This window comes from Candidatus Bathyarchaeia archaeon (assembly GCA_041447175.1).
Classification (GTDB): Archaea; Thermoproteota; Bathyarchaeia; order Bathyarchaeales; family Bathycorpusculaceae; genus JADGNF01.
The window spans coordinates 1,308,543-1,329,579 of sequence record CP166960.1 but is presented as its reverse complement, the minus strand read 5'-3'; the positions used below and the strand labels follow the sequence as shown (position 1 = coordinate 1,329,579).

The 21,037-nt window shown below is 48.8% G+C and carries 19 protein-coding genes; 10 read left to right on the top strand and 9 right to left on the bottom strand.

The window, feature by feature from the left end:
• The first annotated feature begins 140 nt into the window (after positions 1-140).
• The 5 genes from ACBZ72_06960 (at position 141) to apt (ending at position 6,239) form a co-directional block, all read left to right on the top strand.
• Positions 141-2,861, top strand: a complete 2,721-nt coding sequence (locus ACBZ72_06960) for a carboxypeptidase regulatory-like domain-containing protein (protein ID XES78605.1) — start codon at positions 141-143, stop codon at positions 2,859-2,861.
• 2 nt (positions 2,862-2,863) lie between these two features.
• A complete protein-coding gene (locus ACBZ72_06955) occupies positions 2,864-3,802 on the top strand; it encodes an ABC transporter ATP-binding protein (GenBank protein ID XES78604.1) in 939 nt (312 codons plus the stop codon).
• The gene (locus ACBZ72_06950) at positions 3,802-4,773 is read left to right on the top strand and encodes an ABC transporter permease (protein XES78603.1); all 972 of its coding nucleotides are present in this window, start codon (positions 3,802-3,804) and stop codon (positions 4,771-4,773) included. The genes ACBZ72_06955 and ACBZ72_06950 overlap by 1 nt, the downstream gene beginning before the upstream one ends.
• Before the next feature lie 138 nt (positions 4,774-4,911).
• Entirely contained in the window at positions 4,912-5,700 is a 789-nt protein-coding gene (gene mtnP / locus ACBZ72_06945) for an S-methyl-5'-thioadenosine phosphorylase (GenBank protein XES78602.1), read from the top strand.
• 14 nt (positions 5,701-5,714) lie between these two features.
• Positions 5,715-6,239: an adenine phosphoribosyltransferase gene (gene apt, locus ACBZ72_06940; protein ID XES78601.1), complete on the top strand. Its 525-nt coding sequence runs from the start codon at positions 5,715-5,717 to the stop codon at positions 6,237-6,239.
• A 21-nt stretch (positions 6,240-6,260) separates the two neighbouring features.
• Here apt and ACBZ72_06935 read toward each other — a convergent pair whose 3' ends face one another.
• Both ACBZ72_06935 and ACBZ72_06930 read right to left on the bottom strand, forming a co-directional pair.
• Positions 6,261-6,512 (bottom strand): cytochrome b5 domain-containing protein, encoded by a 252-nt coding sequence (locus tag ACBZ72_06935; GenBank protein XES78600.1) that lies wholly within the window; start codon positions 6,510-6,512, stop codon positions 6,261-6,263.
• A 61-nt stretch (positions 6,513-6,573) separates the two neighbouring features.
• Positions 6,574-8,589, bottom strand: coding sequence for a zinc-ribbon domain-containing protein (locus ACBZ72_06930; protein ID XES78599.1), 2,016 nt, complete (start codon positions 8,587-8,589; stop codon positions 6,574-6,576).
• A 124-nt stretch (positions 8,590-8,713) separates the two neighbouring features.
• On the opposite strand from ACBZ72_06930, the gene ACBZ72_06925 reads away from it, so the two are divergent.
• On the top strand, positions 8,714-9,250 hold the full coding sequence (locus ACBZ72_06925; GenBank protein XES78598.1) for an RDD family protein: 537 nt from the start codon (positions 8,714-8,716) through the stop codon (positions 9,248-9,250).
• Between the two features lie 29 nt (positions 9,251-9,279).
• Here ACBZ72_06925 and ACBZ72_06920 read toward each other — a convergent pair whose 3' ends face one another.
• Both ACBZ72_06920 and ACBZ72_06915 read right to left on the bottom strand, forming a co-directional pair.
• On the bottom strand, positions 9,280-11,562 hold the full coding sequence (locus ACBZ72_06920) for a PQQ-binding-like beta-propeller repeat protein (protein XES78597.1): 2,283 nt from the start codon (positions 11,560-11,562) through the stop codon (positions 9,280-9,282).
• A gap of 21 nt (positions 11,563-11,583) precedes the next feature.
• Positions 11,584-13,065, bottom strand: coding sequence for a radical SAM protein (locus ACBZ72_06915; GenBank protein ID XES78596.1), 1,482 nt, complete (start codon positions 13,063-13,065; stop codon positions 11,584-11,586).
• A 306-nt stretch (positions 13,066-13,371) separates the two neighbouring features.
• Here ACBZ72_06915 and metG point away from each other — a divergent pair, with 306 nt between their 5' ends.
• Complete coding sequence (gene metG, locus ACBZ72_06910; protein ID XES78595.1) at positions 13,372-15,072, top strand: methionine--tRNA ligase; 1,701 nt, start codon at positions 13,372-13,374, stop codon at positions 15,070-15,072.
• Positions 15,072-15,749: a CehA/McbA family metallohydrolase gene (locus ACBZ72_06905; protein ID XES78594.1), complete on the top strand. Its 678-nt coding sequence runs from the start codon at positions 15,072-15,074 to the stop codon at positions 15,747-15,749. The genes metG and ACBZ72_06905 overlap by 1 nt, the downstream gene beginning before the upstream one ends.
• Here the strand turns inward: ACBZ72_06905 and ACBZ72_06900 are convergent.
• Complete coding sequence (locus tag ACBZ72_06900) at positions 15,746-17,212, bottom strand: phytoene desaturase family protein (protein ID XES78593.1); 1,467 nt, start codon at positions 17,210-17,212, stop codon at positions 15,746-15,748. The two genes, ACBZ72_06905 and ACBZ72_06900, sit on opposite strands and share 4 nt — an antisense overlap.
• A 170-nt stretch (positions 17,213-17,382) precedes the next feature.
• On the opposite strand from ACBZ72_06900, the gene ACBZ72_06895 reads away from it, so the two are divergent.
• Positions 17,383-17,538 (top strand): hypothetical protein, encoded by a 156-nt coding sequence (locus ACBZ72_06895; GenBank protein XES78592.1) that lies wholly within the window; start codon positions 17,383-17,385, stop codon positions 17,536-17,538.
• A gap of 138 nt (positions 17,539-17,676) precedes the next feature.
• Here ACBZ72_06895 and ACBZ72_06890 read toward each other — a convergent pair whose 3' ends face one another.
• Positions 17,677-17,982, bottom strand: a complete 306-nt coding sequence (locus tag ACBZ72_06890; protein ID XES78591.1) for a hypothetical protein — start codon at positions 17,980-17,982, stop codon at positions 17,677-17,679.
• Positions 17,983-18,194: 212 nt separating this feature from the next.
• Here ACBZ72_06890 and ACBZ72_06885 point away from each other — a divergent pair, with 212 nt between their 5' ends.
• Entirely contained in the window at positions 18,195-18,821 is a 627-nt protein-coding gene (locus ACBZ72_06885) for a hypothetical protein (GenBank protein XES78590.1), read from the top strand.
• Positions 18,822-18,839: 18 nt separating this feature from the next.
• Here the strand turns inward: ACBZ72_06885 and trxA are convergent, their stop codons facing one another.
• From trxA to ACBZ72_06870, 3 genes are read right to left on the bottom strand one after another with little or no spacing between them, the layout of a single operon-like run.
• Entirely contained in the window at positions 18,840-19,160 is a 321-nt protein-coding gene (trxA, locus tag ACBZ72_06880) for a thioredoxin (GenBank protein XES78662.1), read from the bottom strand.
• Between the two features lie 15 nt (positions 19,161-19,175).
• A complete protein-coding gene (locus ACBZ72_06875) occupies positions 19,176-19,649 on the bottom strand; it encodes a DUF1893 domain-containing protein (GenBank protein XES78589.1) in 474 nt (157 codons plus the stop codon).
• Positions 19,636-21,024 (bottom strand): nitrous oxide reductase family maturation protein NosD, encoded by a 1,389-nt coding sequence (locus tag ACBZ72_06870; GenBank protein XES78588.1) that lies wholly within the window; start codon positions 21,022-21,024, stop codon positions 19,636-19,638. Before ACBZ72_06870 ends, ACBZ72_06875 begins: the two co-directional genes overlap by 14 nt.
• Between the last annotated feature and the right edge of the window lie 13 nt (positions 21,025-21,037).

Below are 21,037 nucleotides of genomic sequence, written 5' to 3'. Positions count from 1 at the left end.
TCGTGAGGTGATGGGCTGGGTGTAATTTTCGAAAGTCTTTAATACCCTAAGAGATTGCACTATCCGTGGAATTATTAGTCCCAATTAAGGGGTGATAATCTTCCATATCTCTAACTGGGGATCAAACAAGGGGAACTCTCATGAGAAATCTAAAACTGTTTTCAGGAAAAGGCTCAAAAATCAAAGTTGCATCTTTAATCGTCCTGCTTTGCACTTCAATTCTGGTTTTTTCGTCTTCACTAAGCTCCGTTTATGGAGAATCCCAAACGGCAGTTCATGGCAAAGTCACAGATGGCGCTGGGGTTGGTTTAGAAAATGCTCAAGTTACCCTCCAAACCCCAAGTGGGGCAGCCATCATGACCACCGTCACTAACACCGAAGGAGACTTTGTAATTGCCAACGCTGACTATGGAACATACAAACTGCATATCAGCCGAGTAGGCTACATTGCAGTGGTAAAAACAATTGAAGTCGCAACCGCAGTGCAGCACTTAGGCTCTATAGCTTTGCCTTCTGCGTTGGGGCTTTCGGCTTCGACTTTGAGTTTGGTTGCTGTTCCTGGGGATAGGGTTTTGATTCCGTTTGTGGCGTCGTATTCGGGTGATGGGGTTGAGGTTGTTGATTTTGTGGTTTCTGCTCCTGTGGAGTTGTCTGCGCGGGTTTTGCAGAGTAATTTTGAGGTTGCGCAGGTGGCTATTGCTTCGGGGCAAAGCATCTCTCTCCAGCTGCAACTTGACGTTCCTTCCTCCTTATCCCAAGATGTCAACTACAATCTCTCGTTAATTGCCCACGGAACAACCAGTTCGTCCATTAACTTCACAGTAATGGTGAAAACTCAACCTGACCCCTACTCTTCTGCGTTGGGGCTTTCGGCTTCGACTTTGAGTTTGGTTGCTGTTCCTGGGGATAGGGTTTTGATTCCGTTTGTGGCGTCGTATTCGGGTGATGGGGTTGAGGTTGTTGATTTTGTGGTTTCTGCTCCTGTGGAGTTGTCTGCGCGGGTTTTGCAGAGTAATTTTGAGGTTGCGCAGGTGGCTATTGCTTCGGGGCAAAGCATCTCTCTCCAGTTAGAACTTAGTATCCCTTCAACAGTGTTAGAAGAAAAGAATTACCCCATTTCTTTAACTGCCATCGGGGCAAACCGTGCATCGCTAAACTTTTCGGTGATAGTTCATAATCCTTTCAGTGACCCTGTGTATGTCTCTGGCAGAGTAACTGATGAGAACGGCAACGGGCTGTCCACTGTTACTGTGGGCTCATTTTCTTCTAAAGGTGACCTTATCCAAAGCGTCCAGAGTTCCTCTGACGGGACATTCAGCTTTGAGTTACCCAGTTTCAACACATACTCCCTACACTTCTCAAAAGCTGGCTATGTCACAGTCACCAAATCCGTTTCCTTAAACTCCACTGGCAATGTCACCATTGCTGACGTCTCCTTACCCAAAACCCTCTGGTTAACGTCATCAATTTTGGGGACAACAGCAAGTCCAGGCAGCAAACTTGCTTTACCCTTCACAGTGAGCAATGTTGGTACTGGCATCGAACCCGTTGGTTTCGCTGTTCAAACTCCGTCTGGTTGGAGTGGCAAAGTCTTGGATAACAGTGACCACGAAATTAAAAACACCGCCCTATCACCAAGCTCAAACGTCAACCTGCAATTGGACGTAGCGGTTCCGTTAGGCTCCAGTGGAACGTACACTTTGACTCTTTCTGCGATAGGAGAGGCAACGACAACCCTGACCTTCACCGTAACGGTCGAGTTGCCAAGTACCTCCATTTTGTCTTGTCAATATCTGGGTAAGCTATCTACACCAGGAGAAACAGTCAAGTTCCAAGCAACCTTAACGAACCCCTTCAGCGTTAAGGTACCTTTTACAGTTACCGCAATTTCACAGTCTGAAAACTGGACTGCCTTCATAAGAACCACAAGCGGTGACTACATAACTGGCCTTCTTCTGGAACCCAACCAAGCAGCAGACTTGGTGGTTGAAGTTAAATCACCCCTCAACGCCACCACTGGGTTAACTTATACCTTCGCCTTAACGGCTCAGACTGCAGAAACATCAGGTGAACACATAACCGACTCCCTACCCTTAACGGTGGCTTTAACAGAAACCCCCAACGAAATCATTCTAACATCCAAACTTCCCGAAGTTGCGGTTGAAGCAGGAAACTCCGTAGTGTACCCACTTTCAGTTTCAAACTTGGGCACCACCGACCGCCTTCTGTTTCTGTCGGTTGATTCCCCTCCGAACTGGAAAGCCGTTTTTAGACTGGGCGACGTCGAGGTGACTAGACTCTTTCTGTACGCAAGCAACACCAGCGAATTCTCTCTGCAAGTGACACCCCCAAGTACCGTCAACCTTGACACCTACCTGCTTCCAGTCCAGATTAAATCGGAAGGCGGCATAGTGCTGGGTGAAACAAACCTCACAACCACCGTAATCGGCTCCTACCGCGTAGATTTATCCCTGTCCACCTATCTGCTCAGCGCAACCAGTGGCGAAACCGCGTCATTTACAGCAACGGTGACCAATGTTGGCTATACGCCTCTAACAGACGTGGTGGTTAATGTTACCCTTCCAGACGGGTGGTCTTATACTGTTACACCTTCGCAAGTAGATGTAGTTCGAGCAAGAGATGCAGCTACGTTTAACGTTGGCATAACCGCCCCAGAAAACGCTGTTGCAGGCGATTACATGGTTAGCGTGAAAGGTGATAGTATTGAAATGGGTTCTAACCCTGGTCAAGTGCGTGTTACGGTTTCGGCTTCAACTTCATGGGGCTTAATCGGCGTTGGCGTAGCAGGTTTATTCATCACGATTCTTGTAGTGGTGTTCTGGAAGTTTAAGAGGAGATAGTAGTGCCTGAATCCATAATCGACATTCAGCACCTAACAAAACAATACGGCTCCTTCAAAGCTGTAAGCAACCTAAATTTAACCATCAACAAGGGCGAACTCTTAGGGTTTTTGGGGCAAAACGGCGCTGGAAAAACCACCACCCTCCTGATGCTGATGGGGCTTTCCCTTCCCACTTCAGGAACGGCAGTCGTCGCAGGCTACGACATCATAAAAGACTCTCGAAAAGTCCGCACTGTTGCGGGGCTTTTGCCCGAAGGTGCAGGTTACTACGAGGACCTAACAGCAAAACAAAACCTACGGTATATCTGCCAATTAAATGACGTGCCCAGTTTAGAGCGAGAAAACCGCATCAAAGAGCTTATTGACGCCGTTGGGTTAACGCAGTGGGCAGATACAAAGGTGGAAAAGTTTTCTAGAGGCATGAAGCAACGTTTAGGTATCGCTGAAGTGTTGGTTAAGCAGCCTAAGGTCGCTTTTTTTGATGAACCCACAATAGGTTTAGACCCTAAAGGAACTAAAGAAGTTCGGGATATGTTAATCAAGCTTAACAAGGAACATGGGATTACCATAATGCTTTCTTCTCATCTGCTTCATGACGTGCAACAGACTTGTCAACGTGTTCTCATCATTCGCAGAGGAAAACTCATCGCCGACGATACCATAGAAAACTTGTCCAGTAAACTTGGTGCAGTCAATAACTCCATCTTAGAGTTTGAGTTAACAGAAACTCCCGCGGAGTTGGTAAAAGAAATCGAAAACATCAGCGGAGTAACTTCCGTCACTCAGGAAAACAGTCGGCTGTACGTGCATATGGAGAAAAACCAAGCTCGAGAAATATCTGAAACAATAACCAAACATAAATCCACTATTCTGCTTATGAAGCCCAAAGAGCATAGTTTGGAGGAAATTTTCTTGCGTTACTACGAGGAGGGTGATTAATGGCAAATTTTGTTACCGTTTTCAAAAAGGAACTTGCCGACCATTTAGGAAGTAAACGTTTCATAATCCTTTTCGTTCTCATCCTTGCCTTAGCCACGATGTCTGCCTATCAGGGTGCCACCTCCATCAAAACTAACATGAGCCAAGGCGCAATAAGCAGCGTAAGTTTTGGAGGAGCAAACTTTCTCTCGATATTTACCAGTGCCTTCGCTGGTTTACCCTTCACGTATCTCATGATGTATTTTGGTCCCGTTATCGGTTTAGCTTTAGGCTTTGATGCAATCAACAAGGAGCGTTCAAGTGGCAGCCTATCCGTTCTTCTGACCCAACCTATATACCGTGATGCCGTAGTAAACGGCAAATTTTTAGCTGGAATTTCCGCGCTTTCTCTTATGGCGGTGAGCACGGTCGGCATAATGGTTGGTTTAGCAATTCCCATTGTAGGCTTTGGACCAACTGCCGCTGAAGTTTCCCGCATTATTGCATTTACCTTGCTTACTATTCTCTACCTTGGGTTTTGGCTTGCTCTAAGCCTTCTGTTCTCGACCGTTTTTAAGAAAACAACAACTGCCATGGTGACAACTGTTTTCACTTGGATATTTTTCTTATTTGTCATAACCATTCTGGCTTCATTCATAGCTAACGCAATTGTTCCCATACAGCAAATTCAGTTCGTGACCTCAAGTAGCGGTCAGTTTGACCAGAGCCAAACGCAGTTGTACATGCAAAGAATAGAGCAAAGATCGTCTCTGCAAAATGCAATCCAGAGCATTTCGCCGTCTTACCTTTACAGTTCTGCTTGCAGCATTATCTTAAGCGGGTACTCGGTTTATGTAAGCCCCTTAAGCTCCTTTAACCCGAATCAGGGCATAGAAGCAAGTTGGCCCCAATTCACTGCAATAACAGTTGGCATGGTTGTGTGCTTCATTGCATCTTACATTCTTTTCTTGCGAAAAGAAATCAGGCCGTAAGCCTAAACCCCTTTTCCTTTACTATGGCAAATAATTAACAACTGTTCTTGTTTCTGTACTGTTGATGTGTTGGAATTCTGTTTTGACTGTTTTTTCGGTCGCTATTTTTATAAGGTCAAACCACCGAAGTACGGTCTCATGCAAGCCGAAATCGGAATTATCGGAGGAACAGGTCTTTACGACCCCAATTTACTCAAAAACATCCAAGAAGTAGAAATTAACACTCCTTACGGTGCCCCTTCGGACTCGTTTACTGTCGGCGAGTTAGCAGGCAAGAAAGTGGCGTTTTTAGCACGTCACGGACGCAAACACACCATCCGTCCCACCGACGTGAACAGCCGCGCCAACATATGCGCCTTCAAAAAGCTGGGCGTCACACGGGTCTTAGCGGTCTCCACTGTGGGTTCTCTGCGAGAAGAATACAAACCCGGCGAGTTGGCGTTTGTTGACCAATTCATTGACCGAACCACCAAACGGGAGCAGTCATTTTACACGCAGGATAAGGTCTGCCACATTTCGGTCGCTGAGCCCATGTGCCCCGAGATACGAAAAACCCTACTTGCAGTGGCGGAAAAAGCAGGCATCACTGCGCATCCAACAGGAACCTACATTTGCATTGAAGGTCCACGGTTCTCAACAAAAGCAGAGTCGCGGATGTTTCAAATGTGGGGCGCCGATGTGGTGGGCATGACTATGGTCCCTGAATGTGTTCTCGCCCGCGAAGCCGAACTCTGCTATGCTTCCACCGCGATGATTACTGATTATGACTGCTGGAAAGACCACCCTGTCAGCACAGAAGAAATCGTTTCTACAATGCGTGCAAACGTGGAAAAAGTCAAAAAAATAATTGTGGACGCAGTTGCCGCGTTGCCTGCGCAAAGAGAAGTTTGCGAGTGTGGCTGCGCGTTGACTGGCGCTTTAGTTTAATGGAGTGAAATGAAATGGATTTGAAAGCAAAAATTAGGCGTTTTCCCGAATTCAAAGGGGTTGTTTTCTGGGATATTTTGCCCCTGCTCAAAGACCAAGCGTCTTTCAAAGAAGCCATCGACAAACTTGCCGCTCACTACAAAGACAAAAGCATTGATGTTATTGCGTCAAATGAGGCCCGAGGCTTCATTTTAGGTGCCCCTTTGGCTTACGCGCTGGGAGTAGGGTTTGTGCCCATACGAAAGAAGGGTAAACTTCCCGGTGAATGTGAACCTCTGACTTACCAGAAGGAGTATGAGGCGGACACCATTGAAATTCAAGCTGACGCAATCAAAAAAGGAGAAAAAGTTCTTCTCATCGACGATTTGCTTGCAACCGGCGGCACTGTTAAAGCCAACATTGACTTGGTCGAGAAACTCGGCGGCGAAGTTGTGGGTTTAGGCTTTCTGATTGAGCTGGCTTACTGCGGTGGACGTAAACTATTGGGCGACAAGCACGAGATTTTCTCGCTTATACGCTACGAAACCCCCAACCTCTAACTTAACAGCGTGATGGTTGCCCTATTGGCTGAGGACACCCACCGCTTTGACGCGGTCCAGGTTTTCAGGTCCGTGGGGCGCTATCTCTACTTCTTCTGTGAGGTCCTTGCCTGCTTCGTGAGCGCCAAGGTGGTCTCCGTCCATCCAGAAGCTGCTTTCAGAGACATCATAAACTTTCCCCTTGAAAGCAACGTATGCGGGGTTACCGTTTTTTCCGTTAAACTTTGCTAGTTCTTCAGGTGTAAACTTTTTTTCGTCACTCAAAATTGTCACCTTTGTCTGCCTTTGAGATGGTTGCAGTTTCAATTTAAAGATTTAGGAAAAGGGCGGCGGGTTACTGGGCGAATGTGTAGTTGGTTTCGGTTAGGGTGCCCTTTTGCCAGGTGCCTTCCCAGATTACCCGGTATGGTATGCCTATGCCTTGAGCTTTGTAGTCTGCAGTGATAGCGTAGATCGGGTTGAGCACAACAGGGTATGTCATGGTGACGTTCCAGCCACCGCTTAAGTAAGTGTAACGTTCCGAGCCAACAAGTAAGCCCCTGTCCACTCTACCCCCTGTCCAATTCAGGTCCTGCATGAACTGCGCGGTTTCGTTATGGCTAAATTTAATGTAATTCATGGTTGAGTCGCGGATTTGCTCCTGCGTCACAGGCACGTTTGAACTGTAGCTTGTTTCATTTACGGCGCCGTCTTGCCATGTGCCCTCCCAGAGGACACTGTAGGGTGACAGGACGCCCGTCTGCGTATAGTTAGCCGTAACTGTGTACACAGGATTAGGAACCACCGGGTAAGTGAGCGCTACGGTCCAGCCTGCTCCGCCAGGAATCGGCATCAAGGTAGTATAAACATATTTTTCAGCGCCTAACAGTCCCGTGTCTACTCTGCCTCCACTCCAGTTCAAGTCGTTGATGAACTGTGCGGTTTCAACATGAACTTCTCTTATGTACCCCATCACGTCGTTGCGGGCTTCTTCCTGCATTGAAGTCATAAGCGTGCTTGCATAGTTGGTCTCTGCTATGTCTCCATTCTGCCATGTTCCCTCCCAAGCAATCGAGGCGTCTCCGTGTGTGTAGTTTGCCATAACCGCGTAACTGGGGTTGGGGACCACGGGGTAGTGGATGGTTACGTTCCAGTTTTGGCTGACGTATGAGTATGTTTCTGCCCCATCAAGACCTTCAGGGGTTTGTCTGCCTCCTGCCCAGTCAAAGCCGTTTATGAACTGCGCCGCGTCTGGGTGATTAGCCTTTATGTAAGATACGGCGGCGTCACGCGCTTGTTCGGGAAAAGGCTTCTCAGGCTCTTGGTTGTGATACCCCCCTTTAAGATGAATTCCGCCCGTGAAGGTTTGTGAGTCCACAAGGAAATTGCTTGATGCAGGGTAATTGCTAGAATACACTGGGGAGCTGTCGCCGTTAAAGCTCGTGGCATCTACGGTTATGCCTCCAGTGGTTGTGTGGGAGGTTAACTGGGCGCCGACGTCGCCGCTTATGTCCACCCCAATGTTTACGTTGCCCGTTGTGGTCTGAGCACTAATCGACACGTTACCCGCCAGAACCTTGGAGTGGGCAACATTCGCCGTTACTTCACCAGTGGTTGTTGCCAAGGTCACGGAGATATTTTTTGAAACCTGAACATTATTCCACGAAAAATCAACATTGCCCGTTGTGGTCGAAACAGAAACATCCTGAGTCAAAACAGCTGAGCCTGAAAGATTGGTTTCAACGCTGCCTGTGGTGCTTTTCAGCGTTAAGTTTTGGAAGACCACAGGAACTTGGGAGTTCAGGCTCACTTTTCCCACTGCGGTGTGAGCATCAATGTTAAGGTCAACAGAGTAATCCACGTACAGGTCACAGGTAACTTCAAGGTTAAAAATCGAAATCCATGATTCAGTGCGGGAAACCTTTGATGTGACTGTGAGGATGCCGTCTTGGGTGTGATTAGTAAACGTCACCTTAACAGGCTCAGAGTTTGACCCAAAAAGCCCCGTGGAACCAACCGCGGAAACATCAAGCTTCACAAGTTGGTCAGGCAAATCAGTTGGAATAATATTAACGTCGGCTATGTCAGCCTCAAAGTTCACGTAGACCGTGTTTACGTCAGGAACGGCTGATGCGATTTCTTTCTGGCTAAAATCTGTCTGCCTTAACGGTACAATTGCTGCCGCCGCAACTAATCCCCCAAATAAAACAACCACTATCACGACGGCAAGGGGTACCGTGTAGGGTGACCTGTGTCTTTTGTGATTGAACGTTTCTTGTTCAGTATGTTTCGCTTCCACCGGTGCGCCGCAGACTCGGCAAAACTTCGCATCTTCGTCTAGCTCGGCGCCGCATTTTTGACAATACGACATAAGTAAGCGCCTCAATTACCCAGATGAGCGCAAAGATTTAAGTCTTTAAACCCATTCAGCGGAATATCTATGTTTAGAAAAACCAGATATAGCTGAAGTGAAGAGATATGTTCGAGGAAAATTCATGCCTTACTGCAAAAAATGTGGCAATTTATTAACGCCCCAAGACCGGTTCTGCCCAAAATGCGGAACCGCTGTCTTCTTTGAATCTGATGTTCCCCGTCAAGCCGCGCCTATCGCATCCCAGTTGTCTTTAGCCTCGTGGGGAGAACGCTTTGTTGCGTGGCTCATAGACGTAATCATAATCGGCGTCTTGGTTGGTCTTTTGGAGTTTTTCACATGGTTTGCTTGGGAACCTTTTGAGTTTTTGCCAAGCTGGCTTCCATTTGTCAACTTTGGCACAGGAGGCGTTCTCTACTTCCTATACTGGACGCTTATGGAGGGCCTTTCAGGGCAATCCTTCGGAAAGATGCTTATGCGTCTACGAGTGGTACGGCTAGACGGGAGCCGCATCGATTTGGTTCATGCAGCACTGGAAAGCGTCGGTAAAGCCTTCTTCTTACTGCTGGATCTACTCATCGGCTGGGCTTTGTATCCCAAGCGGAGGCAGAGAATCTTTAACTTCCTGTCAGAAACCGTGGTTGTCAGAGAAGGACGCTAACAAGCGATCCTCTTCTACTGCCTCTTTTTCTATTCAATCACCCTTTTTTTTGGCAAGTACCCTTTTCGCAGCCAAACAGACAACACCAACATCGAAACTAAAAACACAACCGCAGCAATCAAGGAAAAAGGTGATTGCGCCTCAGGAATTTCAGGTGAACCCTGCGTGCCTGTTTTCTCTGCAGGGCCAAAAGCGTAAATCAAATGGTCATAGGACCCTACAAAAACAGAACCCTCTGCGACTGCAGGCGAAGAAGCAACCATGCCGCCTGTTTGGTAGCTCCACAAAAACTCCCCAGAGGCAGCGTCTAAAGCGTAGAGTTTGCCGTCAAACGAACCTACATAGACCACGTTGTCAGCCACGGCAGGCGACGAAGCCACCTCTGCGCCAGTTGTGAACTCCCAAAGCTTTGTCCCCAAAGAAGCATCCAAAGCGTACACCTTGTGGTCTCCTGAACCCACATAGACTAAACCATCAGCAACGGCTGGTGAACTAGCCACGTAATCGCCTGTGGCAAAATTCCAGCGGAGCACCCCCGTTGATGCATCCAACGCGTAGACTTTGTGGTCGTAGGAGCCAACATAAACCGTGTCCCTCACCACGGCAGGTGAAGAAACCACAAATCCACCCGTGGAAAAAACCCATACGTAGTCTCCGTTAGAGGCGTTTAAGGCATAGACGTTGTGGTCATTTGAACCCACATACACCACTCCGTTGGCAACTGCAGGCGAAGAAACATGGATTTGGTCCCCCGTTGCGTACTCCCAAACCAGCTTCCCCGTGGAGGCATTGAGGGCGTAGACGCTGCTGTCTTCCGAGCCAACATACAGAACACCGTCGACAACTGTGGGTGAAGAAACCACCGCATACCCCGTGGTGAAATTCCAAATTTCCCTGCCATCCAACCTGTTTAGGGCGTAGATTTTGCCGTCATAAGAGCCCACATAAACCACCTCAGACACGACTGCGGGGGAAGAAAACATAACCATGTTTGCCGTGTGAAAACTCCACAAAACATCGCTGCTAAACTCATCAAACGCAACCGCACCCGTTGAAGCATTCAGGGCGTATACGTTTCCGTTGTAGGCGCCCACGTAAACTACGCCGTCGGCGACGGTTGGCGAAGAATCTACTGCGCCGCCCGTCACAAACCGCCACCGCAGTTCACCATTTAATGCCCCCAAAGCATATACCCGTCCATCCCAGCCCCCAACATAAACCGTTCCGTCTGAGACGGCGGGTGTAGAAATCACCATGTTATCCGTTGCATAACTCCACAAGTATTCGCCTGAAGAGGCGTTTAGGGCGTAGATTTTGCTGTCTTGTGAACCCACATAAACAACACCCGCCGAAACAGGAGCTCCACCCGAAATTCCTCCGTCGGTGACAAAATCCCAAACCAAACTTCCCTCTTGAGCGTTTAGGACGTAGAGATCGCCATCCTGAGAACCCACATACACCTTGCCGTCGTCGACTGTTGGCGAAGAAAACACGGGTCCATCCGTCTGATAAGCCCAAATAACCGTTCCCTCCGAGGCATTCAATGCATAAACGTAGCCATCTTTTGAGCCAAAGAAAACCGTGTCCTCGGAGACGGCGCAGGAGGAAACAACTTCGTCACCGGCTGCGTAACTCCAAATCAAATCGCCTGTTGTTGTGTTTAATGCGTATACTTTGTTGTCTTGTGAGCCGATGTAAACAACTCCGTTAGCCACCATTGGGGAAGAGAGCATGATGCGGTCGTTTGTTTGGTAGCTCCAGATGACTTCTCCGTCGGCTGCATTCAGGGCATAGAGGTTGTGGTCTTCGGAAGCCACGTACAATGTGCCCGCTGAGTAGGTTACGGCGGAGTCCACAAAGTAGCCCGTTTTGTAGCTCCAAACGTAGGCTCCCGTTGAAGCGTTGAGGGCGTAAACGTTGAAGTCTTCTGAGCCGAAAAACACCAAGCCTTCGCCGAAGGCGGCAGGAGACAACACGTTTCCGCCTGTTGTGTAGTTCCAGATGACTTTGCCGTTCGAAGAGTTGAGTGCGTAGAACCGGTCGTCTAGTGACCCTACATAAATCACTCCGCCGGCAACGAGTGGCGAGTCTGCGGGTCCGCCCGTGTTGAACTGCCAAAGGGTCTGGTTGGTTTTGGGCGCCGCCGACGCTGATGTACCTGTGTGGGCGGGGTTATGGTGGAACATGGGCCAGCTATCTGAGGACCTATAAGCCCCGGCGGCATCAAAGAAACTGTTGCCTGCAAAAGCCACAACCAGCAACAAGACTAAACCCATCGCGTAGACAACGAGGTTGTTAGTTTTTGTTTTCATTTTGATACGTTCAGTTACCCGTTAGGCTAATATTTTTTTGATGAATTTCACGGCGATATGCGGATTATGGAACAGCGTGTCCAACGTTTTGCGGGGGTATTTCACGCTGTTAATTATGGACAGCCGCTTGTATTCTTTCATGGCGTACGCGGCGATTTCCTGCACATCCTCTGCGGTGAAGTCCTCCGTTTCAATCAGGGGCTTACCCATAGTCTGCCGCACCTCCGCCAAAGCCCGCGGCGTCAAATCCTCCTTCACGTAGCCCTTCTTCATACACTCCTCATACAGTTTGGTGCCGTATGAGGGGGTAGCAACCAACAGGTGCATACCCACATTGTAGTCGCGTTTCAGCATGAGACCAAACTCGACGGTCTTCTTCATGTTTTCGATTTTTTCGCCTGGGAACCCGATGATGTAAAAGCCGCCGCTGGTCAAATGAATCTGCTTACACATCTCGGCGACCTCAACCACCTTTGCCAAGTCTATGTCTTTGTGTATGATGTTGTCAGAAACCGTTTGGTCGCCTGATTCGATGCCGAAAAAGACGCTGCGGCACCCTGACTTCTTCATTTTCTTGAGTAATTCAAGGTTGAGGCGGTCAGCGCGGACGCCGTTGGGCGTTTCCCAGTTGAATTTGATTTTGCGCTCAACGATTTGGTCGCAGATGGCTTCCATGCGTTTCTGGTCAAATGTGAGGTTGTCGTCTTCAAAAAACACGTTTTTTACGCGGTACTTGTCCACCACAAACTGCAAGTGGTCAGCCACGTAGCCTGCTGAGTTTGCTCTGAAGGCTTTTCCCATGTGTAGGTGTACCGAGCAGAAGCAGCAGTTGTAGGGGCAGCCGCGGCTGGTTACCATGGCTAACGCGCGGGGTTTAAAGCTGCGGTACTCGATTTTAACGGGGTTAAGGTACTGCTCCATATCCACCAAGTGATACGCAGGATAGGGCAGTTCGTCCAAGTTTTTGATGAAGGGTCTTGGATGCGTCAGTTTGATTTGCCCGTTTTCGCGATAGGCAATGCCTTCAATGTCTTGCAGTTTCTTGGTACCGCCTAAGAACTTGACCAAATCCAGCAGGATATATTCGCCCTCACCGATAACCGCCACATCAACGCTCTTAGCCTCCTGCAGAAAAGTTTCGGGAACCACTGAAGCATGTGGACCACCTACCACGGTGAAAATTTGTGGATCCACCCCTTTGGCTACTTCGGCAACTTTTTTGGCGTGTTCGATTTGGGAGGAGAACGGGTTGGCTACACCGACGAGGTCAGGTTTTCGGCTTTGGATTTCGCCGCGGATTTTGTTGTAGGACAAACCGACTTCGATTGTGTCACCGACGGTGTGGAAGGCGGCGTCTGACATGAAGGCGTCCAGAATCTCCACTTTGTACCCTTCTTTGTCCAAAACCGCGGCTAAGTACATCAAGCCCAGCGGCAGATTTCCAGTCACCAAGTCTGAGTCTGGATAGTATGATTGGGGCGGGTTTATCAGGAGAATCTTCACGTTAAGCCTCCATGCCAGCAGGCGGCTTTGAAAAATTTAGCTGACGTGTTTGTTTTTGGAGTTGCATCGGGTGTTTCTGCAATGCCATGTCCCATAAACTAGGCTTTTGTGTTCTATATAAGAGGTTTCGTGATTGATTTTAGCAGAAAAACTTGTTGTCAGCTGCAGGTAGCTTTGGCGTTGAAAAATTACACATAATGGGTACTCACAACCTGTATGGCGGGTATACCTGTTTTTCCCCTCCCTCAGACATGTGTAGTAATTTTAATAAGGGCGGCACGAAACGGTTTGTCGGAGACACACAGTTTGCCCGAAAAGGTTCTTGTTACATCCGCTTGGCCCTACATCAACGTGACGCCGCACCTAGGGAACCTTGTTGGTTCGGTTCTTTCAGCAGACGTCGCCGCACGTTACTACCGCCTTCAAGGTGAAGATGTTCTGATGGTCAGCGGTTCAGACACCCATGGCACACCTATTGAAGTGGAAGCCATGAAGGAAAAAATCACGCCTAAACAGCTCACCGACCGCAACCACGCTTACGTCTCGGAGCTGTTTCGCCGTTGGGGCGCCAGTTTTGACAATTATACCAGCACCGAAAGTCCCGTGCACAAGGAGTTCGTGCAGCAGCATCTGATGAAGGTTTACCGCAACGGCTACATCTTTGAAAAAGAAACTGAAATGCTTTACTGTGAGCATGACCAGCGGTTTCTGCCTGACCGCTTCGTCGAAGGACACTGCCCACACTGCAACTATGAGCACGCCCGCGGCGACCAATGCGACCGATGCGGCAGGCTACTGGACCCCACAACACTAGTTGAGCCCCGATGCGTAATCTGCCAAAACCCGCCCGTGATCAAAAAAACCAAACACTGGTATATTGACCTCTCCAAATTCGCCGCGCCTCTCTGCAAGTTTCTGGAGGAGAACCACCAGATTTCGGGCAACGCCAAAAACTTTAGCCTCAACTGGATAAAAGAAGGCTTAAAACCCCGCGCAGTCACACGAGATGTGGAGTGGGGGATTCCTGCGCCGTTTCCAGGTGCCGAAGGCAAAACCATCTATGTCTGGGTTGAAGCGGTGCTGGGGTACGTTTCGGCAACCATCGAGCAGTGCCAGCGGTTGGGTGAGCCTGAGAAGTGGCGGGAATTCTGGTTTAACAAAAACTCCAAGACCCTGTATTTTGTGGGCAAAGACAACATCCCCTTCCACACAATCATTCTGCCTGCGTTGTTGTTGGCGTCCGGCGAAGACTACAATCTGCCTTGGAATGTGTCTGCAACTGAGTTTTTGCAGTTTGGCGGTGAAAAAGCTTCCAAAAGCCGCCGAATTGGCATCTGGATTGATGAAGCTCTTGACTTGTTCCCTGTGGATTACTGGCGTTTCTTCCTCATTGCGAGTCGCCCTGAAACGAAGGATGCGGATTTCACTTGGGAGGTTTTCACCTCAAAAATTAACGCTGACCTTAACGATACCTTTGGCAACTTTATTCATCGCGCCTTAACTTTCATCAACTCTAAATTTGCTGGAGAAGTTCCCGCTGCCGAGAGGCTGAACGCCGACGACGAAACGCTGCTTTCGACGATACAAGAGAAAGTTGACGCCATAGCCCGCGACCTTGAAGCTGCAAAGCTCCAGTCAGCCGCCAACACCCTCATCAGTCTCAGCCGCATGGGCAACCAATACCTCAACGAAAAGGAACCTTGGAAACTGCTCAAAACTGACCCTGCCAAAGCCGCAACCATATTCTACGTCGCCGCCCAAATCGTCAAAGCACTTGCCGTGACTTCGGCGCCCTTCATGCCCAGCCGCGCAGAAGAATTATGGCGGACTTTGGGTTTTTCGGAGGGTGTGGCAAAGATGCGTTGGGACGAAGCTGTTGCACCGTTGGAGGCGGGGCATAAGATTGGCAAGCCGACGCCGCTGTTTCAAAAGATTGATGCTGACGGAAAAAAGCTTGATGAGTTGCTGCAGAAAACCCGAGAGAAAAAAGCGGCAGCGGTTTTATAATGGTCGTCAAAGCTGACCTCCATGTGCACTCCTGCTACAGTTCAGACTCAATGATTACACCAAAAGAACTGATTCTTTTTGCCAAAAAACGTGGCTTAAACGCCGTTGCCGTTACCGACCATAACCGTGTCGAGGGCGCGCTTAAAATCGCCAAACAAACCCCTGATTTCCTCATAATTCCCGGCATAGAAGTTTCCAGCGCCGACGGGCACATCGTGGGGCTCAACCTCCGTGAAGTCATCCCGCGAGGCTTATCTGCAGAAGTAACAGTCGAGAAAATTCATGATGCTGGCGGAGTCGCGGTTGCATGCCACCCGTATGCCCTTTTCAAGGGAAGTTTGGGCAAAAATGTCTCTGCAAAGTTTGACGCCATCGAGACTTTGAATGCGCGCGCGTTTCCCTTCCACCGTAGCAGACGCAAAGCCGAGCAGGCGGCGGTGCAGTTTGGTTTATCACGTGTTGCAGGAACCGACGCCCATTACGCTCCACAAATTGGGGTTGCATACACGGTTATCGACGCAGAACCCACTGTGGACGCTGTTGCCCAAGCTATTTTGGCTGGGCGATGTAAACCCATGGGGACCTCGGTGCCTGTTGTTGTTAATGTACAGCAACAGTTACAGAGGCTACATCGGATGGTGGCAAAATTTGGCAAAGCACCCCACGAAGCGATTTAGTTTTGGGTGTGTCGAAATTTGCGGTTGTGCTGCTGACAGATTTTGCGAATAATGTTTCTTGCCTGAGCCGCACATCCCGGCAGTCCTGCCTGTCCACCCGCTAAATAAAAGCCTTTTAGTTTGGGCAGCGCACGAGGCTGTCCACGCATGAATTTCAGGGAACCCGTGAATCCCCAGCTGATGTCGTAGGTGGCGTTAATGCCTGTGAACCGCTCTGTCGTCAGGGGCGTGACTACGTCGGCAGCTTCTACTTGGTCAGTTATGCCTGGAAAGCACTTCTCCAGAAGTTCTAGTACAGTTTGGGCTATCGCCTGTTTTTGTGCTTTGTAACGTTTTTGGTCGTTGCGTAGGTTGTTCCAGAACGTGTATGATGTTGGTAAAAGCGCCTTTATGACTGATTTTCCAGCCGGTGCTAATGTGGGGTCGTAGCCGAAAAGCTCCAAATCCAGCTTAATGCGTTCTTTGTCAGCGATTTTTGTGGGCTTCTCCAAAAACAGCGCCAACGCCCGCGGCTCCTTACTCAAGTCGCGGTTTACGCCCAGCGAGACGTGGATGCCCATCTCAACTTCGTCCTTGGGTTTGGAAAACATCTTTTCTACGTTCTCGTCAATGTAGCGCCCCTCCAGCATGTCAAAGATGGTGGTGTGAGCAAACGCATCCGAAATCACAACATCAGCGCGGTGCTCGCTACCATCTGCAAGCCTAACGCCCACTGCGGTGTCGTTTTCAACAAGGATTTTTTGCACTTTCGCGTTGTAGTTTATGGTTCCGCCGAGTTTACGGTATTTCTGTTCGATGGCTTTGGCAAACTCCAACGAGCCTCCTTCGGGGACCCCGTAGTTTTGGCTGTGACAGTTGCCCATCATGTTCAGGTGCACAAACAGCGGGGTTTCTGTCCAGTCATACTGAATGGTGGGGAAAACCTTGCGCATGAAGGGGTCTTGAAATTTTTGGGCAAACTGGCTCATGGGTAATCCGTACTTCATGAGGGTTGCCATTTTCACAAAGCGCCCCGCAAACCCCGCTGAGTCCAAAAGGGGCATGTCCAACATGTCCAAATCTGTGAATTTTTGTGCCGCCTTGATGTAGCTGTCTATGGCTGCAGTGTCTTGGGGTGCGAGTTCCTGCATTTCCTGTTTAAGCTGTTCAAGGTTAACGTAGACGGTGAAGCGTTTGCCCTTTTCATCTTCCACTTGGCACATGTCTTTTGGAAAAATGATGCACCTATTTGGCAGTGCCCCTAACTCTTTCCACATGGCTTCCAGCAGGTAACCCTGTTTACATCCTGCTAAATGGTGTATGCAGCCGTCGAAGGTGAAGCCGCCTCTTTTCCAAGCTGTGCATTGCCCGCCTGGAAGGTTATGCATTTCAAAGATTTGGCTTTCAAATCCGTTCATCTGGGCGTAGCACCCCGCGGATAAGCCGCCTATCCCTGCACCTATCACTATGATTCTGTTTGCCAACGCGAAAACCCTAAGCTGAGCTATACTGGTTATGCGTAAATAGCTTTTGTTGATTTTTCTGCTCGGCTGGAAATGAAAGGGGGTTTTGGGGGATTTGCACAAAACACAAATACTGTTCTCTTGTTAAATCTCAGTTGAGAAGATTCGTGGCGCTTCTTGAAGGATAAGATATGGTTTGGCTGTGTTTAGGTTGTGGCGCAGAACAGAAAGATGACTCCTTGGTCTGCAAAAAATGTGGTGCCCTAAAACCTCAATCGCAAAGTGGCCAAGAAAAAGCCGAGTCCAAAGCTGAATTCTGGAAGAAGCCTCTTGGACCAACCTACTAACTGGGATATGTGTGCATTTTCTGTCTGCCTCTCCGTTCCGGAAACATGCTAACTCAAAGGCTTAGCATACGCTTTGGTTGAGGTCTGTTCTGTTTCCTTTTTCCTGTGGCGTGTGTTGTAGCGTAACCTGTGCCTTTGCTATTTGGATTTCATTAGTCGAGAAAGCAACCCCAGTAGAGCGCCGATGAAGACCATCGTGCCTCCGACGCCGCCTGCTATGAAGCCCACAATTAGGAGAATTATGCCCCAGAGTATGTGGGAAGTCCATTTTGCGCCTGCGATGGCGATTACGCCTGCGATGAGGAGAATTATGCCGCTTAATAATGCGTCAAGACCGCTTATGAGGGAGACCGTGAAGATGCCCACGAAAGGGCTGCTGAAGATGGAGATTAAACCAAATATGACCAGAATCACGCCGCCTATAACTGCTAAAATCCAACCCATCGCTGCTAAAAGGTTAAAGTTGGTTCACCTCCATAAAATAACGTTAAAACAGCCTTAGAAGGCAAGGCGCAAAGTGTTCTTAAGCGTTTGTGATTGTTGCGATTCACCCACAAGAAACGCTAACATGGCGTGTTGGAGGGTAATTTGGGTGATGTGGGTTTTAGCGAAAGAATTGATAAGTAGAAGCCATATACAAATAGCTGGTGCATGATGTGTCGCAGGACCAAGAAAGAATCAAAGCTATCGTTGCCCTCAAACAACGTTTAGAAACGCGCCTCGCGGAACTGGACGCCGAAGCCAAGGAGCTTCAATTAACCCTCGAGGTTGTCAACGGCATTTTGCTTGAGAAGGGCTTCAAACGAGGTAGCCTTAAAGACGTTGAAGCTCAAGCCGCCCCAACGGAACCCTCCCCCGAAGTTGAAGAGAAACCTGCGCCTAAACCCAGCCGCCCAACAGGCTATATGGGTGGGGAACCCGACAACGTAATCCCGCTTAAGACGGTTCATGATGAGTCGTTGGCGATAATTTACATTGAAAAAGACGATTCTATTCACGTTTTGCCTGACGAAAGCAAACATTTCAGCGTGAATACGATGCCGTTTACCAATTTTTTGGTGGAGCGTGTTTTTGCAAAGATGCAGGACAAAGATACCGAGTTGGTGCGGCTTAAGCAGTTGACGCCTGAAAAAATGTTTAGCTACAACATCGTCCGCGAAGACGACTTAATCCGCGAAATCATCCTCAAAAACGTCGATGAAGAACGCCTCAAAGAACTCAAATCCAGCATCAAATGGACATTTGATAAGATGTACGAAAAAATGAAACTACAGCAGCAATAACTGCCGTTCAACAAGCTGTTACATGTGTTTCTCTAGTGCGGCATCGTATTGTTTTCTTGGGCACAGACCAACGATGCGGTCCACTTCTTGTCCACCCTTAATCAGAACCACGGTTGGAATGCTGAAAACTTGAAATTTTTCTGCTGTTTTGGGGTTTTCATCAACATTAAGTTTGGCAACTAACACTTTGCCTGTCAAGTCGTTAGCTAACTCTGCGATTGTGGGCGCCAAAGCGCGGCATGGCCCACACCACCCTGCCCAGAAGTCAACCAGGATTAGGGGATTCTTGTTGACGGTTTCTTCAAAATTTACATCTGTCAGATGAAAAGGTTCGTTGATCATAAGAGTTCACTATTAATCTTTCACCTTGCTGCGATATAAATCGTTCGTGGTTTTCTGAGACGTTTTTTTGGAGTTTAAGAACCGCTTCTTTAAGGTTTGATACGCGTTCTTGGGGTCATTTATGTTTGCGGCGGCTCTCTCAAAGGGGCAACTGGCTGTGTTGTCACTGTTTTTGGTGTTTTCGGCAAGTTTGTTCCAATACACACTGATTTTGCTGGTTTTGAAAGTCGTCAATGCTTTGCGGCTTATCCTCACTGAGTAAACCTCTTTGATGTTTGCGTAGGCGCAAAGTAAGGCGAAGGCTTTTGTCGACTCGTGAACAGCAACCGACGCACCAATCAGCTTGTCGCCGTGTTTATCAATAGCCTCTAGCATGCTGGTGACGGGGTCACTCTTTGTGGCGTAGAGGACGTTTCCATCTTTAACCATAGCTAAGGATAGTTTTTCTTCGTGTAGCTCGCTTTTGGCTATTTCAAGGTCCGTCATCGCGTTTCCCGTAGCTGCTTGTCTGTCTGTCTTGTTTGGGTGCTGGGTGGGGTTTGCGTTTTTTGACTGTGTACGCTGTTGCGATGGCGACAACGGCTATGGTGAATGCTATGAGGTAGGCGATTTCGATGGGGAATGTGGGGGTAGAATGTGGATTATAAGTTTCGTTGGGTGATGCAGTGGCGGATGGCGTGGCGGCTGTTGAAGGCTTGGGCGACTGAGTAGGCATTGCGTAGCCTTCGACGTTGCCAAACGTCTGCATTAAAGGGTAATGGTCAGTGTTGTTTTCATCAACGATGTAGGGTGTGTCAATGTAGCCGTCGTCATCGTCGTCGCTTCGGTACAAGTCACTCCAGTAGTTCCCGCCAGTCTCTGAACCGTTATCCCAAAAGTTACGAGGCGACAAAGACCACGGTGCCCCTTCCAAGCCTCCAACGTAGTGGGTGTCAACCTGCTGATAGTTGTAAACAAAGTTGTTACTGTAAAACTGGCTATCCTCTGAGAGGGTGAGGTCCACGCCAACTTGGTTCCACATCAACGTGTTTTTGGCGACGGTGTTGCCGCTGGTTTTGCCAGCTAAAATGATGCCAAAGCCTCGGCAGCTTCGGATTTGGTTCCAAATGATGGTGGTGTTTTTACAGTTCTCCCCATGCAGTTGGATGCCCCACTGGCTGTTGCCAATAGTGTTGCGTTGGATCAGGCAGTCGGAGGAGGACAAAATCCAGATGCCATAGACCGCGTTGGCTGTGATGTTGTTTCCTATGATGCTGTTTTGGTTGCAGGCAGTCTGGTTTAGAAGCGTATTAGGAGCTTGAAGGCTTATGCCTCCGTTGCCATTATCTGCTATCCAGCTGTCGGTTATGCTGTTGTTGTTGCAGCCATCCAAAAGTACGATGCCATCGCCGCTGTTAGCCCTCACGGTGCTCTTTTGGATAATGTTGTTTGAGGAATTATACAGGTAAACGCCACGCTCTGCTTTGGTTACCGTTACTCGGCTAAGTGTGCAGTCCACGGATGAGGTGAGTTCAATGCCTTCCCGTAGGTTCCTAACCGTCAAATCCCTAATAATGACGCCCGCCACGTTTCGCATAACGATGCCTTGCCCGCTGCTGTTCCCAGCCAAAACGTGTCCTGCGCCGTCCACTGCTATGTTGCTGCGTTGGATGTTTAGCGTGAAGTTTGAGAGGTCTTCTGTGAACGTGTAAATGTTGTTTTCTCGCCTGATGGGAACCGATGGGGGGTCTATGCTACCGTCGTCGCGGATGTAAACATGTTGAAGCGATGCGGGGGGTGGAAAAAAGTTTGCGTTGCATAGGCATGCCATTGTTGAGGTGGCTAAGAGGGCGATGAGGAGCAGGCAGGCAATTCTTTTCATGTTTATCCTTTGT